Origin of the sequence: Rhodopila sp. (assembly GCF_035548235.1) — a bacterium.
Classification (GTDB): Bacteria; Pseudomonadota; Alphaproteobacteria; order Acetobacterales; family Acetobacteraceae; genus Rhodopila.
This window is the reverse complement of sequence record NZ_DASZTJ010000099.1, coordinates 1-15,550: the sequence shown is the minus strand read 5'-3', so window position 1 is coordinate 15,550 and position 15,550 is coordinate 1. Positions and strand designations below refer to the sequence as shown.

The 15,550-nt window shown below is 66.0% G+C and carries 15 protein-coding genes; 3 read left to right on the top strand and 12 right to left on the bottom strand.

Annotated elements, in window-relative coordinates:
• Positions 1 to 76: 76 nt before the first annotated feature.
• From VHB27_RS08270 to VHB27_RS08250, 5 genes are read right to left on the bottom strand one after another with little or no spacing between them, the layout of a single operon-like run.
• Complete coding sequence (locus VHB27_RS08270; protein ID WP_325599135.1) at positions 77 to 1,237, bottom strand: amidase; 1,161 nt, start codon at positions 1,235 to 1,237, stop codon at positions 77 to 79.
• Positions 1,234 to 2,850: an ABC transporter ATP-binding protein gene (locus tag VHB27_RS08265; RefSeq protein WP_325599133.1), complete on the bottom strand. Its 1,617-nt coding sequence runs from the start codon at positions 2,848 to 2,850 to the stop codon at positions 1,234 to 1,236. The genes VHB27_RS08270 and VHB27_RS08265 overlap by 4 nt, the downstream gene beginning before the upstream one ends.
• Complete coding sequence (locus VHB27_RS08260; protein WP_325599131.1) at positions 2,847 to 3,674, bottom strand: ABC transporter permease; 828 nt, start codon at positions 3,672 to 3,674, stop codon at positions 2,847 to 2,849. Before VHB27_RS08260 ends, VHB27_RS08265 begins: the two co-directional genes overlap by 4 nt.
• Position 3,675: 1 nt before the next feature.
• Positions 3,676 to 4,647, bottom strand: coding sequence for an ABC transporter permease (locus VHB27_RS08255; RefSeq protein ID WP_325599125.1), 972 nt, complete (start codon positions 4,645 to 4,647; stop codon positions 3,676 to 3,678).
• On the bottom strand, positions 4,644 to 6,251 hold the full coding sequence (locus VHB27_RS08250) for an ABC transporter substrate-binding protein (RefSeq protein WP_325599123.1): 1,608 nt from the start codon (positions 6,249 to 6,251) through the stop codon (positions 4,644 to 4,646). Before VHB27_RS08250 ends, VHB27_RS08255 begins: the two co-directional genes overlap by 4 nt.
• 337 nt (positions 6,252 to 6,588) lie before the next feature.
• On the opposite strand from VHB27_RS08250, the gene VHB27_RS08245 reads away from it, so the two are divergent.
• Positions 6,589 to 6,849: a hypothetical protein gene (locus VHB27_RS08245; protein WP_325599121.1), complete on the top strand. Its 261-nt coding sequence runs from the start codon at positions 6,589 to 6,591 to the stop codon at positions 6,847 to 6,849.
• Between the two features lie 9 nt (positions 6,850 to 6,858).
• Here the strand turns inward: VHB27_RS08245 and VHB27_RS08240 are convergent, their stop codons facing one another.
• The 4 genes from VHB27_RS08240 to VHB27_RS08225 all read right to left on the bottom strand — a co-directional run bounded on the left by VHB27_RS08240 (position 6,859) and on the right by VHB27_RS08225 (position 10,406).
• Positions 6,859 to 7,743 carry an SDR family NAD(P)-dependent oxidoreductase gene (locus tag VHB27_RS08240; RefSeq protein WP_325599119.1) on the bottom strand — a complete coding sequence of 295 codons (885 nt, stop codon included), beginning with the start codon at positions 7,741 to 7,743 and terminating at the stop codon, positions 6,859 to 6,861.
• Positions 7,744 to 7,858: 115 nt separating this feature from the next.
• A complete protein-coding gene (dapA, locus tag VHB27_RS08235) occupies positions 7,859 to 8,746 on the bottom strand; it encodes a 4-hydroxy-tetrahydrodipicolinate synthase (protein WP_325599117.1) in 888 nt (295 codons plus the stop codon).
• Positions 8,747 to 8,768: 22 nt separating this feature from the next.
• Positions 8,769 to 9,473, bottom strand: coding sequence for an amino acid ABC transporter permease (locus VHB27_RS08230; protein WP_325599115.1), 705 nt, complete (start codon positions 9,471 to 9,473; stop codon positions 8,769 to 8,771).
• Between the two features lie 90 nt (positions 9,474 to 9,563).
• Positions 9,564 to 10,406 carry an ABC transporter substrate-binding protein gene (locus tag VHB27_RS08225; protein ID WP_325599113.1) on the bottom strand — a complete coding sequence of 281 codons (843 nt, stop codon included), beginning with the start codon at positions 10,404 to 10,406 and terminating at the stop codon, positions 9,564 to 9,566.
• Positions 10,407 to 10,560: 154 nt separating this feature from the next.
• On the opposite strand from VHB27_RS08225, the gene VHB27_RS08220 reads away from it, so the two are divergent.
• Both VHB27_RS08220 and VHB27_RS08215 read left to right on the top strand, forming a co-directional pair.
• Entirely contained in the window at positions 10,561 to 12,207 is a 1,647-nt protein-coding gene (locus VHB27_RS08220) for a flavin-containing monooxygenase (RefSeq protein ID WP_325599111.1), read from the top strand.
• A gap of 13 nt (positions 12,208 to 12,220) precedes the next feature.
• Complete coding sequence (locus VHB27_RS08215) at positions 12,221 to 12,469, top strand: DUF1272 domain-containing protein (protein WP_325599108.1); 249 nt, start codon at positions 12,221 to 12,223, stop codon at positions 12,467 to 12,469.
• A gap of 171 nt (positions 12,470 to 12,640) precedes the next feature.
• Here VHB27_RS08215 and VHB27_RS08210 read toward each other — a convergent pair whose 3' ends face one another.
• The 3 genes from VHB27_RS08210 to VHB27_RS08200 all read right to left on the bottom strand — a co-directional run bounded on the left by VHB27_RS08210 (position 12,641) and on the right by VHB27_RS08200 (position 15,365).
• On the bottom strand, positions 12,641 to 13,057 hold the full coding sequence (locus VHB27_RS08210; protein ID WP_325599106.1) for a (R)-mandelonitrile lyase: 417 nt from the start codon (positions 13,055 to 13,057) through the stop codon (positions 12,641 to 12,643).
• 27 nt (positions 13,058 to 13,084) lie between these two features.
• Complete coding sequence (gshB, locus tag VHB27_RS08205) at positions 13,085 to 14,071, bottom strand: glutathione synthase (RefSeq protein WP_325599104.1); 987 nt, start codon at positions 14,069 to 14,071, stop codon at positions 13,085 to 13,087.
• A gap of 79 nt (positions 14,072 to 14,150) precedes the next feature.
• On the bottom strand, positions 14,151 to 15,365 hold the full coding sequence (locus tag VHB27_RS08200; protein WP_325599102.1) for a glycosyltransferase family 4 protein: 1,215 nt from the start codon (positions 15,363 to 15,365) through the stop codon (positions 14,151 to 14,153).
• Positions 15,366 to 15,550 lie beyond the last annotated feature (185 nt).

Below are 15,550 nucleotides of genomic sequence, written 5' to 3'. Positions count from 1 at the left end.
GGCGCGAAAGTCCGTGACCTAGCGCAGCCAAGCGCGCGAGTCACGGTGGCTATGCACAGCGGCTGTCGAAGAAGCGTCAGCCGCCCATCGCCAGCGCAATCCGCAGCAGCGCCAGGTCGGTCCCACGTCCCCCGACGATCGACAGCCCCACCGGAGCGCCGGCGACCGTTGCGCCCGGCAGGTTCACCTGCGGCACGCCGGTCAGCCCGCCGTGGCTGGTCAGGCAACTGATCCGCTCCCGCAGCGGATTCAGCGTCCGCAGCGACAGCCCCTTCAGCGGCGCCGGGAACGGGGTCGTCGGCAGGCACAGGACCGTCCCGGGCGGCAACAGGGATTTCATCCGTGCCCGGGCTTCGATCCGCATCAGGGTGGCAGCGTTGCGCTCGGCGTCGGTGAGCATCGAGCCGATGATCAGTCCGCGCGCCACGTTGAAGGCCATCCGTGGGTTGCACGTGTCCAGCCAGGGTTCGAAGGTCTTCCAGGACTCGCTGCTTTGCAGGACGCGTTGCGCCCGTTGCCAGACCGACAGGCCTTGCGGCGCCATCGTCACGTCCGTACGCGTCCCGATCAACGCGGCCAGCCGGTCCAGCATCGGCATCAGGGCCTGCTGGACGTCGTCGTCCGCAAAGCCGAACGCGTCGGTCGCCACCAGCAGCGTGGTCGGCAGGGCATCAGGCATTTTCATACCGAACAGCGTCTCGCCGACCTTGGCGAAGGTCGCCGCATCCCGCGCGAACCAGCCGCAGGTGTCGGCACTGGGGGATTGCACGGTGATGCCGGAGAAGTCGATGCGGCCATGCGTCGGCCGGATGCCGTACAGGCCGCAGAAGCTCGACGGCACGCGCACGGACCCGCCGCTGTCGGTGCCCAGCGCGAAGTCGCACAGCCCGGACGCAACGGCCGAGGCGGACCCGCTGGACGATCCGCCCGGCACCCGGTCCGGCACGGCCGGGTTCAGCGGCGTGCCGTCGAAGGCGTTCTCGCCCAGGATGCCCAGCGACACCTCATCGGTGACGGTCTTGCCGACGATCGAGGCGCCCGCGTCCAGCAGCGTTTGCACCACCCAGGCATGGCGGGCCGGCGTGGGATAGACGCGTGGCCAGTCCGGGTTGCCGCCGCCGGTCGGCACGCCGGCGACGTCGATCAGGTCCTTCACGGCGAAGGTCATGCCGGCCAAGGGGCCGGAAGCGATGCCGGCGACCTGGGTGCGCGGGCCGGGAACGAAAGGATCGGTCATGCGGCGGTCCTGTCCTGCCAGTTCGCGCCGGGGACGGCGGCGAACAAGGCCTTGGTATAGGGGTGTTGAGGAGCGGCATAGATGTCCGCGGTCGGCGCCACCTCGATCACCTGGCCCTGCTTCATGACCGCGATGCGGTCGCAGATCCGCAGCGCCACGCGCAGGTCATGGGTGACGAACAACATGCTGAGTTCCAGCCGCGTCTTGATGTCGGCGAGCAGCGCCAGCACCTGCGCCTGCACCGACACGTCCAATGCCGACACCGGCTCGTCTGCCACCAGCACCTCGGGCCGCAGCGCCAGGGCACGTGCGATGCCGATCCGTTGGCGCTGACCGCCGCTGAACTCGTGCGGGAAGCGGTTCGCGGCGGAGGCGTCCAGCCCGACCAGGCCCAGAAGCTCCCGCGCCTCGGCACGCGCCCGTTCGGCGGGGGCGCCATGGATGATCGGGCCCTCGGCGATGATGTCGACCACGCGCTGGCGAGGGTCGAGCGAGCCGTAGGGGTCCTGGAACACCATCTGGATGCGCTTGCGGATGGGCCGGAGCTGCCAGCGGTTCAGGTGCGCGATGTCGCGGCCGGACAGCAGGATCTCGCCGTCGTCGACCGGCAGCAGGCGGCTGACGGCGCGGGCGAGGGTGCTCTTGCCCGATCCGCTCTCACCCACCAGGCCCAGCGTTTCGCCGCGCCGCAGTTCCATCTCCACGCCGGCCAGGGCCTTGGTGACACGGCCGCCGAACGGGCCGCGCGCGCCATAGGTCTTGGCCACGTCGCGGGCCTGGATGACGAATGGCGCCTTGCTGGGCAGGCGTACCGGCGGTGGCGTCAGCTTCGGCACGGCGGCGATCAAGGCCTGCGTATAAGGATGCTTCGGCCGGCCCAGAACGGCCTGGGCGGACCCTTGCTCCACCAGGTCGCCCCGGCGCAGCACCGCGACCGTGTCGGCGATATCGGCCACCACGCCGAAATCGTGGGTGATGAACAGGACCGACGTCCCGTGCTCGCGCTGCAATTCGCGGATCAGGTGCAGGATCTGCGCCTGTGTCGTCACGTCCAGCGCCGTGGTCGGCTCATCGGCGATCAGCAGGCGCGGCTGGCAGGACAGTGCCATGGCGATCAGGGCGCGCTGGCGCTGGCCGCCGCTGAGCTGGTGCGGATAGGACCGCAGCAGCCGCGCCGGCTCCGGCAGGTGGACGCTCTCCAGCAACCCGACCACCTTCGCACGCCGAGCGGGCCTGGACAGGTTGGTGTGGATGCGGAACACCTCCTCCAACTGGCGGCCGATCGTGTGCAGCGGGTTCAGCGCCGTCATCGGCTCCTGGAAGATCATCGCGATACCGGCCCCGCGGATGGCGCGCATCTCGGCGGGGCCGGCGCGGAGCAGGTCCTGGCCCTGGAACAGGATGCGCCCGCCGCTGGCGCGCACATGCGGACCGGGCAGCAGGCCCAGGATCGACCGGGCGACCAGCGACTTGCCCGACCCGCTCTCGCCGATCAGGCAGGTCACTTCGCCGGCTCGCAGCACCAGGTCGACATCCGTCACGGCGTTCGGTCGGTCGGCGCCAGCGGGCAGGGCGATGGTCAGTTTCTCGATTTCGAGGACGATGTCGGTCATCGGTCGCGCAGCCTTGGGTTCAGCGCTTCGTTCAACCCGTCGCCCGCGAGGTTGATGGCCAGCACGGTCAGCAGGATCGCGATCCCGGGGAAGGTGCAGATCCACCACGCCGAGCGCAGCACCGCCCGGCCGGCGCTGATGACCAGTCCCCAGCTCATGACGTTGGGATCGCCCAGGCCCAGGAAGGACAGCCCGGCTTCGATCAGGATCGAGGTGCCGATCAGCAGCGAACCGACGGCGATGATCTGCGACAGGCAGTTGGGTAGCAGGTGGCGGAAGATGATCCGGGCGTCGCCTGCGCCGAGGCCGGCACAGGCCAGCACGAACTCGCGCCCGCCCAGCGCCACGAACTCGCCGCGCACCAGCCGGGCGATGGCAGGCCACGACACCAGGGCGATGGCGATGACTTCGTTGGTGACCGAAGGCGAGAGGATCGCGACGATCAGGATCGCCAGGATGAAAGCGGGGATGGTCTGGAAGAACTCGGTCAGCCGCATCAGCACGACCTCCACCGTACCGCGATAGAAGCCGGCGAGGCCGCCGATGACGACGCCGAACAGGATCGCGCCCAAGGTCGCGCCGATGCCGATGACCAGGGAGGTGCGGGCACCGTAGGCGACCTCGGCGGCGACGTCGCGTCCCAGCGTGTCGGTGCCTAGCGGGAAGGAGGCGTCGGGGGGTTGAAGGGGGCGGCCGGCGAGGCGGAACGGATCGCCGGGAAAGGCGACCGGCGCCAGGATGACGGTCAGCAGAAGGCAGAGCAGCAGCGCTGCGCCCAGCAGGGCCAGGCGGTTGCGCGCGAAACGGGACAGGCCGGCGCGCATGTCAGATCTCGATCCGCGGGTCGAGCGTCACGTAGACCAGGTCCACGACCAGGTTGATGACCACGACCAGGCAGGCGGAGATGAAGAAAATCCCCAGCAGCAGGTTCAGGTCGCGCGACTGTAGCGCGTCGAAGGCCAGCGTGCCGATGCCGGGCCAGCCGAATACGGTCTCGACGACGATGGACCCGCCGATCAGGTTGCCGGCCTGGATGCCGGCCATCGTGACAATCGGCAGCAGCGCGTTCTTCATCACGTGTCCCGTCATCACCTTCCGCTCGGTCTGTCCTTTCGCGCGGGCGGTGGTGACGTAGTCCATGCCGGCCTGTTCCAGAACGGTGGCGCGCATCAGGCGGGCGTAGAGCGCGAGGTAGAACAGGGCCAGCGCTACCGCCGGCATGACCAGGTGGCGAGCGACGTCGGCGACCTCGGCCCAGCCTTCGTTATAGGCGCCAACGGTGTCGAAGCCGCTGGTCGGCAGCCATTCGAGCCGGATGGCGAAGACGACGATCATCATCAATCCCAACCAGAAGCCGGGCGTCGCGTAGGCCACGAGGCTGACCAGGGAGATGACGCCGTCGCGCCAGGTGTTGCGTCCGGTCGCCGCGATCAGGCCCAGCAGTATGCCCAACGCCAGCGCGATGACGAACGCCGTGACCATCAGCAGCGCCGTCGGCCAAAGCCGGTCGAAGATCAGGGCTGCGACCGGGCTGTCGTTGCGGAAGGAATAACCCAGGTCGAGATGCGCCATGTTGAGCAGGTAATGCAGGAATTGCGCGCTGAGCGGCTGGTCGAGCCCGAACTTGTGCCGGAGCTGCGCCATGTACTCCGGCGTCGCGGCACCCGTTTCCCCCGCCAGCACCGAGGCCGCATCGCCCGGCGCCAGATGGATCAGGAAGAAATTGAGCACGACGATGCCGAGGATGACCGGGACCGCCAGCAGCAAGCGGTATCCGATGTAACGAATAAGCCTCACGCTTCCATCCAGGTCCGCTCGAAAGCTTGCTGCGTGCCCAGCGGGCCGGTGGTGTGGTCGTGCAGCTTCTTGTTGTAGATGCTGACGTATTCCACGTCGACAAGCCAGACGAGGGGGCAGTCCTCGGTGAGGATTTGCTGTACCTTGACATACATCGCGGCCCGCTTGTCGTGGTCCGGCTCCCGCATCGCGGACAGCAGCAGGTTGTCGACTTCGGGGTTGGAATAGAAGCTGTCGTTGACGAAGGTGACGCCCTTGCGGATCTGCGAGCTGAGATATTGACGGTTCAGGCCGATCACCGGATCGACGCCCTGGCTGAGGAACGGTTCGTTGATGTCGTAGTCGTAGTTCGTATAGACGCGGCGCAGCCAGGTCGCGGTGTCTTCCGATCGCAAGGTCACGTCGATGCCGATCTGGGCCAGCGCCTGCTTCAAATATTCCGCCTGGCGCAGCCATTGTTCTCCGAACGAATTGACCTCCAGGTGCAGGCCGAAGCGGACGCCCCCTTCGCCACGCGGCGCGCCGGCGGAATCCAGCAGCTTGTTGGCGATGTCCAACCGGTCCGGCACGTCGAACTTGCGCACATCCGTCGTGTAGAATCCCGCCTTGGCGAATTTGCGGCTGAGCGGCCCTGTCGCCGGCACGCCGTAACCGTACATCACGTTGTCGACGATGAACTTGCGGTCGATCGCATAGGCGATGGCCTGACGCACCTCTTTCTTGTCCAGGTGCGGGTGCTTGCTGTTCAACTCCAGCACGCTGATGGCCGGGGTCATTTCGTACCCCTTGGAGGTCTCGCCGAGGATCGGGTTTTTCTTCATCCGCGCGAGATCGGCGTAGTTCACGGCGCTGTAGGCGGCGAAATGCGCCTCCCCCGTCTCCATGGCGGCGGACCGGGTCGCGGCGTCGGGGATGAAGCGGGCGACGATGCGGTCAAGATAGGGCAGGCCGGGCTTCCAGTAATTTGGATTGCGGTCCAGGCGAATGGCTTGTCCGCGATCCCACTGGCCGAACTTGAACGGGCCGGTGCCGATCGGCTTGTTGGCGGTGGGGTTGTTCAGGATGTCCGTGCCCTCGAACACCGCCTTGCACACGATCGGCAGGTCGCGGCCGGCCAGCGCTTTCATGATGTAGGGCGCTGGGTTGTTCAGCCGCAGCACCGCCGTCAGCGGGTCAGGGGTTTCGACCGCATAGACCTCGGAGAGGATCACCGGAGCGGTCGGATGGTACTTCTTCAGCACTTCCATGAACGAGAACTGCACGTCCGCGCTGGTGAACGGCTTGCCGTTATGGAAGGTGACGTTTTCCTGCAGCTTGAAGGTGATGGTCTTGCCGTCGGGCGCGATCTGCCACGACTTGGCCAGGTTCGGCTGGGGGTTCAGGTCCCAGTCGTAGGTCACGAGACCTTCGTAGATCTGCGTCGCGATCGGCGGGATGTTGCCTGCGGAAACGGCATAGTGTGCCAGCGTCGATGGTTCGGGGTGCACGATCATGACCATCGTGCCGCCCCGCCGGGGCGTATCGGCGGCCCGGGCGCCATGCATGGCCGCGAGACCGAACGGCAAGGAGAGCGCCGTCCGGCGGGACATCTTGATCGAGTTCAAACGAGCACACTCCGAAATGGTCGTGTGCGGGGATAGCAAGTGTCATACCAGCGGGCGGGATCGAGCGGCGCGTTCGGGATATCCCTTTATTGACGGTAAATGCCAATAATATATCCTATGTCTCGATCTATAAGATAAATGATCAAAACAAATAACCGCTCTGACGTGCGGCCATCCCTCGGCTTCGAACCGTGGATTCGCCGATATCCCCCCAATCCGGGCCTTGTCAGCCAACTGGGTTTGATATTCGATAGCGTTCTGGCCTTCGATGAGATTTCTCCGATGGCGGGAATGGGATCAGGATTTCGATGACATCATAGGCTCGACGACACCCGAAGTGCGCGCGGAGGGATCCATGCGGCTTTTACGCGGCGTGATTTTGCTGATTTTCGGTGCCGGCATCATCATCGTCGGCGCGATGGGTGTCTGGTGCCGATTGAAAAGTCGGGCTGTCGTTGCGGGACCAGGGGGACGGCTCTTCCATTTGGAACCGCCTGCTTCGCCCGCCAGGCTGTGGGCGGCCGTCGGCCTGCGCGCCTTGCCGATGCCGTTCGGCGTTTGGATGTGTTGGATCGCGATCCAGGTACTGGCCGGCTGACGCGCGGCGTCAGGACGGGGCCGATGACGGGTCGTCTGCTGTCTCGGCGTTCAGGAAGCGTTCGAATGCGGCGCTGTAGTCCGGGTGCCAGCGGGAGAGGGGCGGGCGGTTCTCGGTGATGTCCTGCGCGGCCCAGAGGATGCGTCGATTGTCGATCTCCCGCGTCACCTCGTTGTCAGGGCAGATGATGTAGAAATCGCCGCCATTCATCCCCTCGATCAGCATGTCGGCGACCTGTTCGGGCCACCACGCGCCGGGCGGCTTTTCGGTGTGCCGCCGCCGCGTCATGCCGGTGAAGGTCGAGCCGGGAACGAGCAGATGCGCGGTGATCCGTGATCCGTCGGTGTTGCGCAAGCTGTGCGCCAATGCTTCGGTCAGCACCTTCACCCCGGCCTTGCTGACGTTATAGGCCGTGTCGCCCGGCGGGCAGGTGATGCCCTGTTTTGACCCTGTGTTGACGATCGCGGCCGGCGTGCCTTGCTCCAGCATGTGTGGGGTGAAGACCTGGACCCCGTTGATCACACCCCAGAGGTTCACGTCCAGGACGCGCCGCCAGGCGTCGATGTTCTCCCACGGGCCGCCGCCGGGGGCGGTCCCGGCATTGTTCATCAGCACGTCCACCTGGCCGAAGCGTTGATAGGCCGCGTCCTTGAGCCGCGTGACATCCTCGATCCGGCTGACATCGGTCGGCACCGTCAGCACGGTCTGCCGGCCTTGGGACGATTGCGCGGCGACCTCCTCGGCGGCTTTGTCGAGGGCTTGCTGGGACAGGTCGGCCAGGCAGATCCGCATGCCAAGTGCGGCGAAACGCTTGGCGACGGCGAGGCCGATACCGCCGGCGGCGCCGGTGATCACGGCGACATGGTTTGCGGCGAGGGCGGGGTGCGTGCTCACGGCGATCTCTCTCCGGCAGTGGTACGGTCGCAGCAGATGTGGCGTCGGGTTGTCGGGGGGCAACCCCGCCAATGCCAGGCGTGGGGACCGCAGTGCCGGCGCCGCGCCGTTACCTCTATCCGCCCGGAAACCGCAGGCCGAACCGCTCCACGAGCATCCGCATCTCCCTGTCCTGGGCCGGCGGCAGAGGCAGCCGAGGCGGGCGCGGCAGGCCGGCGGGGAAGCCCATGTGGTTCAGCAGGGACTTCGTGCCGCTCACGAACAACGGACCGAACACCGCCTGAATGATCGGCAGCCAGTGGTGATACAGGTCCCGCGCCGCCGGGATGTCGCTTTCGTCGGCGACCAGTTCGAATAGCCGCGCCATCGGACCGGGTGCGACGTTGGACGCCACCGCCACCCACCCTTGGGCGCCGGAGACGAAGGATTCGAAGCCCAGCACGCCGCCGAACACCGTCAGCCGATCGCCGCACAGCCGGATGATGTCGCGCACCCGGGTGATCTCCAGCGTCGACTCCTTGATGTATCGACATCCGTCGATCGTCGCGAGGCGGGCGACGATCTCCGGTGTCAGGTCGACATTGGTCACCGCCGGATTGTTGTAGACCATGATCGGGATGCCGATCGCATCCGAAACGGTCTTGTAATGATGGTACAGCTCGTCCTCGGTCGGGGTGCAGTAGAACGGGGGAATGATCATCACCCCGTCGGCGCCAAGCGCTTCCGCTTCGCGGGAGCGGCGGACGACTTCCCGCGTGTCCTCGGCGCCGGTGCCGACGATGACCGGGACGCGGCCGGCGGCGGTGCGCACGGTGGTCTCGACCACGGCGGTGATCTCATCGTTGGACAGCGACAGGAACTCTCCCGTGGAACCCAGCGGGATCAGGCCATGGATGCCTTCCGCGATCTGCCATTCCGTGAAGCGGGTCAGTGCGGACAGGTCCAAGGCGCCCGATGCGTCAAACGGGGTGACGGTGACGGTGTAGGTGCCGCGGAATGCCATGGTCTCCTCCCGGAAAGTTCTGTTATCCGTCCACGACCACCGGCGCCGGCCCGAGGCCGGTCACGGCCGCGTGCCCCCGATTGGCGCGCCGTTCCAAGGCCCTTTGCACGGCGTCCCACAGGCTGGTCAAGACCAGGTAATAGATCGCGATCGCGCAGTACACCTCAAGCACATCGAAATTGACCTGCATCAGCATCTGGCCGCGACGCATCATCTCCTCCATCGAGATGACCGAGGTGATTGCCGTTGCCTTGAGCAATCCGTTTACCGAATTGCCCAACGGCGGCAGGATGATCCGGAACGCCTGGGGCAGGGTGACCAGCCGCAGGGTCTGCGCCGGCCGCAGACCCAATGCCTTGGCCGCGTCGCGCTGACCGGAGGGGATGGCGGCGAAGCCGGCGCGGATGATCTCGGACAGATATGCCGCCTCGTTCATCGTCAGTCCCAGGAACGCCGATGTCACCACGCCGAATTTCAGGCCGATCTGCGGCAGGCCTGTGTAAATGATCACCAGTTGCACGATCAGCGGCGTGCCGCGGAACAGCCAGATGTAAAAGGCCGCGGCGGCGGAGAACGGCCGGACATCCGATCCGCGGGCCAGGGCGAGGACCATGCCCAGCAGGAGGCCGGCCAGCATCGGAAAGATCGTCAGCAGCACCGTCCAGATGAGGCCGCCAAGGAGGAATTCGTTGTCGAAATACGACAGGAAGGCATGGACGTTGAACATCGACCTGGAATGATTCCGGAGACACGAGGGACAGACCCGGCGTCATGGACCTCAACCGGACCATGACGCCGTCGACCGCCAGCTTCTATCCTAGCTTGGGCCGGGACCACGAATGGCGAAGGTGGGACCGGACAGGCGGCTCATGCCGAACTTGTCGAACAGCTTGTCGTAAAGCCCGTCCTTGCGGATCTCGGTCAAGGCCGTGGCAACGGCCTCGGCCAATGGCTTGTCGCGGAAGTCGAAGGTGATGTCGGTCCCGCCGAACCCGGTCAGCAGCACCTTCATGCCATGCTCGTTTCCCAGTTTCTTGACGGTCTCGGCGATGGTGATCACGACTTCCACCTGGCCGGCACGCAGGGCCGCGGTCGCGTCGGTCGCCGTCGTGAAGGTCCGCAACTCGATCGGCTTCTTCCCCTCGGCCTTCAATTGGGCGTTGAGATCGTTGATCTTCCGTTCCTGATACGTGTTGATCTCGATGCCGGCGGTGTGGCCCGAGAGTTCCTCCATCGTCTTCGGGGCGAGCGGCGAATCCGCGGGCGCGAATGCCCCGATCGTCTGCTGCGCATAGGGCACCATGTACATGAGCTTCGACCGTTCCTCGGTCCAGAACATGCCGGTGTCGATGCCGTCGAACCGACCAGCCTTCAGCGCCGGCACCATGGCGGGGAAGTCCATACGGACGAATTCCGTCTTCAGGCACAGCTTCTCACCGATGGCGCGTCCGAGCTCCACGTTCAGGCCTTGGAGCTCGCCTTTCTCGTCGACGTATTGCTGCGGCGGCAGGGTCGGGTTGATGGAAAGCTGCAACTTGCCGGCTTCTACAAGGTCGGCCGCACCGACCTTGGGACTGCAAGCGCGCGCAGCAGGCGGATAGATGAGCAGGACAGTGGCAGCGAGGGCGAGAAACAGCCTCGGGACGGCGGGGAGACGCATGAAACCTCCGGACGTGGAACGGACAGTTCCGGGAAGCAAGTTCCACGCCGCCGCCGGATCGGCTGGCGCGTCTCGGTGGTATCGTAGGCTACTGGCCAGTTGACAAACCCGCTCGCCTTCGGTCCGTTACGGCCAACCAGATAGAGGAACCCGCATGCAAACCGTCCAGCGTAGCCCGATCCACGCCCATTTCGATCTAGTCATTGTCGGCGCCGGTTTCGGCGGGATGTACATGCTGCATCGCGCCCGCGGGCTCGGCCTGTCGGCGATCGTGTTCGACACCGCGTCGGGCGTGGGCGGGACGTGGTACTGGAACCGCTATCCAGGCGCGCGCTGCGACGTCGAGAGCATGCAGTATTCCTATGCGTTCGACGACGCGCTGCAGCAGGAATGGCGCTGGAGCGAGGTATTCTCCGGCCAGCCGGAAATCCTGCGCTATGCCAACTGGGTCGCGGACCGGCTCGACCTGCGGCGGGACATGCATTTCGACACCAAGGTCACCGACGCCGTGTTCGATCCGGCAGGGCAACGCTGGAGCGTGCGGACCGATCGCGGCGATGTCGTCTCCGCCCGGTATTGCGTCATGGCGACGGGCTGCCTGTCGACCGCGCGGCGGCCGGACTTCCCGGGTGTCGACAGCTTCGAGGGCCAGACCTACCACACCGGCCATTGGCCGCACGAAGGCGTGGACTTTACCGGCAAGACCGTCGCGGTGATCGGCACCGGGTCCTCGGCGATCCAGGCGATCCCGGTGATCGCACGGCAAGCGAAGCATGTGACCGTGTTCCAGCGCACGCCGAATTACTCGATCCCCTCGCGCAACCGGCCGATGCCGGCGGACTACGAAAAGTCCTGGAAGGACGCCTATCCCGCCAAGCGCGCCGAGGCTCGGTTGGCCCGCACCGGCGTGCTCACCAATCCGAACAATGTGGGGGCGATGGAGGTGTCGGACGCCGAGCGGCTCGCTGTTTATGAGAAGCGGTGGGAAAGCGGCGGCACGACCTTCATGGCGGCGTTCAACGACCTGATCTTCAACCAGGACTCGAACGACACCGCATCGGATTTCGTCCGGGCGAAGATCCGGGCGATCGTGAAGGACCCGGCGAAGGCTGACCTGCTGGCGCCCAAGGGCTATCCGATCGGCACCAAGCGCATCTGCGTGGATACCGAGTATTTCCAGACCTATAACCGGCCGAATGTCGACCTGGTCGATGTCCGCTCGACCCCGATCGAGGCGATCACGCCCCATGGCGTCATGGTCGGCGGTCGCGAATACCAGGCGGATGCGATCGTCTTCGCCACCGGCTTCGACGCGATGACCGGCACCCTGACCCGCATCAACATCGTCGGCCGCGACGGCGAGACCCTGTCTCGGAAATGGGAGGCGGGGCCGCGCACCTATCTGGGCCTGATGACCGCCGGGTTCCCGAACCTGTTCATGGTCACCGGCCCCGGCAGCCCGTCCGTGCTGAGCAACATGATGGTATCGATCGAGCAACACGTGGACTGGATCGCCGATTGCCTGGCGGCGTTGGGCCAGCGGCAGGCGCGCTGCATCGAACCCACGCAGGCGGCCGAGGACGATTGGGTCGCGCATGTGAACGAGGTCGCTTACACCACGTTGTACCCGCAGGCGGCATCCTGGTACATGGGCGCGAACATCCCCGGAAAGCCGCGTGTGTTCATGCCCTATATCGGCGGGGTAGGGACGTATCGGGAAATCTGCGACAAGGTCGTCGCGAGCGGCTACGAGGGCTTCGCGATCGACGCGCCGCCTGCCGTGGCCGCCGCGGCGGAATGACGGAGGATCCGGCATGCTCGATCTGAGGCCGAACTGCGAATGCTGCGACCGGGATTTGCCGCCCGAGAGCCTGGATGCGCGCATCTGCACCTTCGAGTGCACGTTCTGCGCCGACTGCGCCGAAACGAGGCTGGCCGGCACCTGCCCGAACTGTGCCGGCGAACTGGTCCGAAGGCCGGTTCGTCCGGCGAAGATGCTGGCGAAGTATCCAGCGTCGACGAAGCGGGTGCTGAAGCCGCAGGGGTGCCAGGCGGCGGCGTAGGCCGAGCGCATCGTGGTGTTTCTGCCTGAGCCAGACAACCCGATGCGCTGACCCTCTTGCGTCATGGCGGGCGTAGGCCCGCCATTCACGCCCTACGGCACCGAAGGAGAGGATCAGGCCTGGATCGCACGGTTCCAGGCGACGACGTCGTCCATCGTCCGACCGCTTACCCTACGACACCGCAGCCGGCGCCGCGTTGTAATCCGCGTCCGAGACATGCTCGAACCACGCGGTCCCTTCGCCCTTGTCGTTCAACTCAGACATCGCGAGGTGGCTGAACAGCTTGTCCGGCGCCGCGCCGTGCCAGTGGCGCACGTTCGGCGGAATGATCACCGTGTCGCCGGCTCGGATTTCCTGCACCTGCTCGCCTTCCTTCTGGATACGCCCGGCACCCGATAGGCAGAACAGCGTCTGCCCCACCGGATGGCTGTGCCAGGCGGTCCGAGCGCCGGGGGTGAAGGAGACGACGGAGGCGCGCATGCGCGACGGGCTGGTGCCGGCGACGACCTCATCGGAAAACACCGTCCCGGTGAAATTGGACGCCGGCGCGCGGTTGGTCTTCCGCGCCGAGGAACGAATGACTTTCATGCTGTTTTCTCCCTTTTTACGGAACGCTCAGCCGAGGCCGCGTTTCGCCTCGATCTTGTCCCAGATCGCTTTTTCGATATGCACGCCATCGAAGCGGGCGATCTCCTGCAGGCCGGTCGGCGAGGTCACGTTGATCTCGGTCAGGTAATCGCCGATCACGTCGATCCCGACGAACAGCAGGCCTTGGTCGCGCAGCGTCGGGCCGATCGCCGCGCAGATTTCCCGATCGCGCTCGGTCAGCGGCGACTGCTCCGGCCGGCCGCCGACATGCATGTTCGACCGCGCTTCCCCGGCCGCGGGGACGCGGTTGATCGCGCCGACCGGGTCGCCGTCGACCAGGATGATCCGCTTGTCGCCCTTGCGCACCGCCGGTTCATACCGCTGGATCATCAGCGGCTCGCGGGAGCGGGCGAAGTGCATCTCCAGCAGCGACCCCAAGTTTTCGTCGTCCCGGCGGATGCGGAAGACGCCGGCGCCGCCGTTGCCGAACAGCGGCTTGACGATGATGTCCTGGTATTCCGCCCGGAATTCCCGGATCGCCACCGGGTCCCAGGTGACCAGGGTCGGCGGCATCAGGTCGGGGAAATGCGTCACCAGGATCTTCTCGGGCGCGTTGCGCACTGACGCGGGGTCGTTCACCACGAGCGTGCCGGGCTGGATATGCTCCAGCATATGCGTCGCGGTGATATAGGCCATGTCGAAGGGTGGGTCCTGGCGCATCAGCACGACGTCCATGCTGCCCAGGTCCAGCGTCTCCATGGCCGAGAACTCGTAATGCGCGCCATGACGGCGCTGCACCTTCACCGCGTGGCCGCGCGCGAACAGACGCTCCATCCGCGCCCCTCCGCTCGGCCGGGGGCGGCCTTCCTTCAATGCCATGTGCCGGACTTCGTAGTGCCACAGTTCATGCCCGCGCGTCTGTGCCTCCAGCATCAGGGCGAAGGTGGAATCGGCGTCGATGTTGATGCTGTCCATCGGGTCCATCTGGACCGCGACCCGGAGCTTGCGCGCCATGCGATATCCTCGATCGGATCAGGTTGGCGCAATGCTTACGGCGTGGCAGCCGCCCTGGGAAGAGGACCGCCCGGGTCCGCTACCGGGCGAGATGCCCGATCTCGGCCTGCAACCGCGCGCCGACCGCGTCCCAGGAGAAGCGGCCGAAGCGGTCGTAGCCGGCCTGCCCCATGGCCTGGGCGCGGGCAGGGGCGTCCAGCAGGCTCGCCAGCGCCGCCGCCAGGGCGTCGGGGTCGTTGGGCGGCACCAGAAGGCCCGTTTCGCCGTCGGCGACCATCTCGGGGAAGCCGCCGACCTGGGTGGCGACGACGGGCAGGCGGAACGCCATCGCCTCGACGCTGGCGACCGCCGACGGCTCCACCAGGCTGGGCAGGCAGAAGATCGCTGCCCGGGACAGGTGCTCGGCTACCTCCGTGCGGGGCCGCTTGCCGAGCGCTCGTATGCGCGGATGGGTCGTGGTCGGGGAGCACCCCAGGATCGTCAGCTCCGCGTGAGGAAATCGGTCGGCGATCTTCTCGAAGGCCGAGAGCAGGACGGGACCGCCCTTGCGCTGCCAGTCGATGCCGACAAAGACGACACGACCAGTGGCATATCGTTCCACACTCGGATCTGTTTCGGCTGGTTCGACATTGGCGCCGATCAGGATGGTCTTCACCTTGTCCGGATCGCAGCGATACCGGTTGACCAATGTGCGCTCGACATGTCCCGCGCTCACCAGGATCCGATCCGCTCGCCGGAACATGTCCGTCTCCAGCGCAAGGAATTCCTCGCAGCGGAGCACGCGACGGTCGTGGATTTCGTATTCTTCCGAACTGGCGACGGTGTGGTCCGTGTAGATCACGAACGGCCGGCCGGGCAGGGCGGCGTTGAACAGGCCCTGGGTCTGTATGACGAAATCGAAACGATCAGCCTCGCCGGCGAATTTTTCGCGGATGACGCGCGAGAGGTGCCTGAACATGAATGGGGTGAAAAAGAAAAATGCATGACGGTCGCTGGGATTCATCATCACCGACGGTCCGTAGGTCAGCACCTCCAGCAGCGCGTTCCAACCCGTGGCGCCGAATTCGCGTTTCACATGCGTCTTGACGTCGAAGGTGACGATGTCGTGTGCGGGGAAACGAGAGGATAATTGTTCCAGCAGCCGCTCGTTGGTATGGGAGAACGATCCAAGCTTGGCGAAGAGGATGCGGCGCTGGCCCCCATTGGGGCTGCCATTGGAACCCCCGCTGGGCCCCTGGGTCTGGGAGGAAATGGACGGAGTGTCCGGCAGGCTCACCTGGGTGACAGACATCATGACTCCCGCCCGCGCGCCGTCCGCCGGGCCTTGTGCGATTCGCCGTCTCGTTTGAGTGGCACTTCAACGAGACGGATGACGGCAAAGTTGCGCCGCACCATCACCTCCCCGGGCCGCGCCGGCCAAATCACATGCGCCCGATCACGCCGGAGTTGCCGGAAAGCTACCGGGAAAGCCGCGCAAGG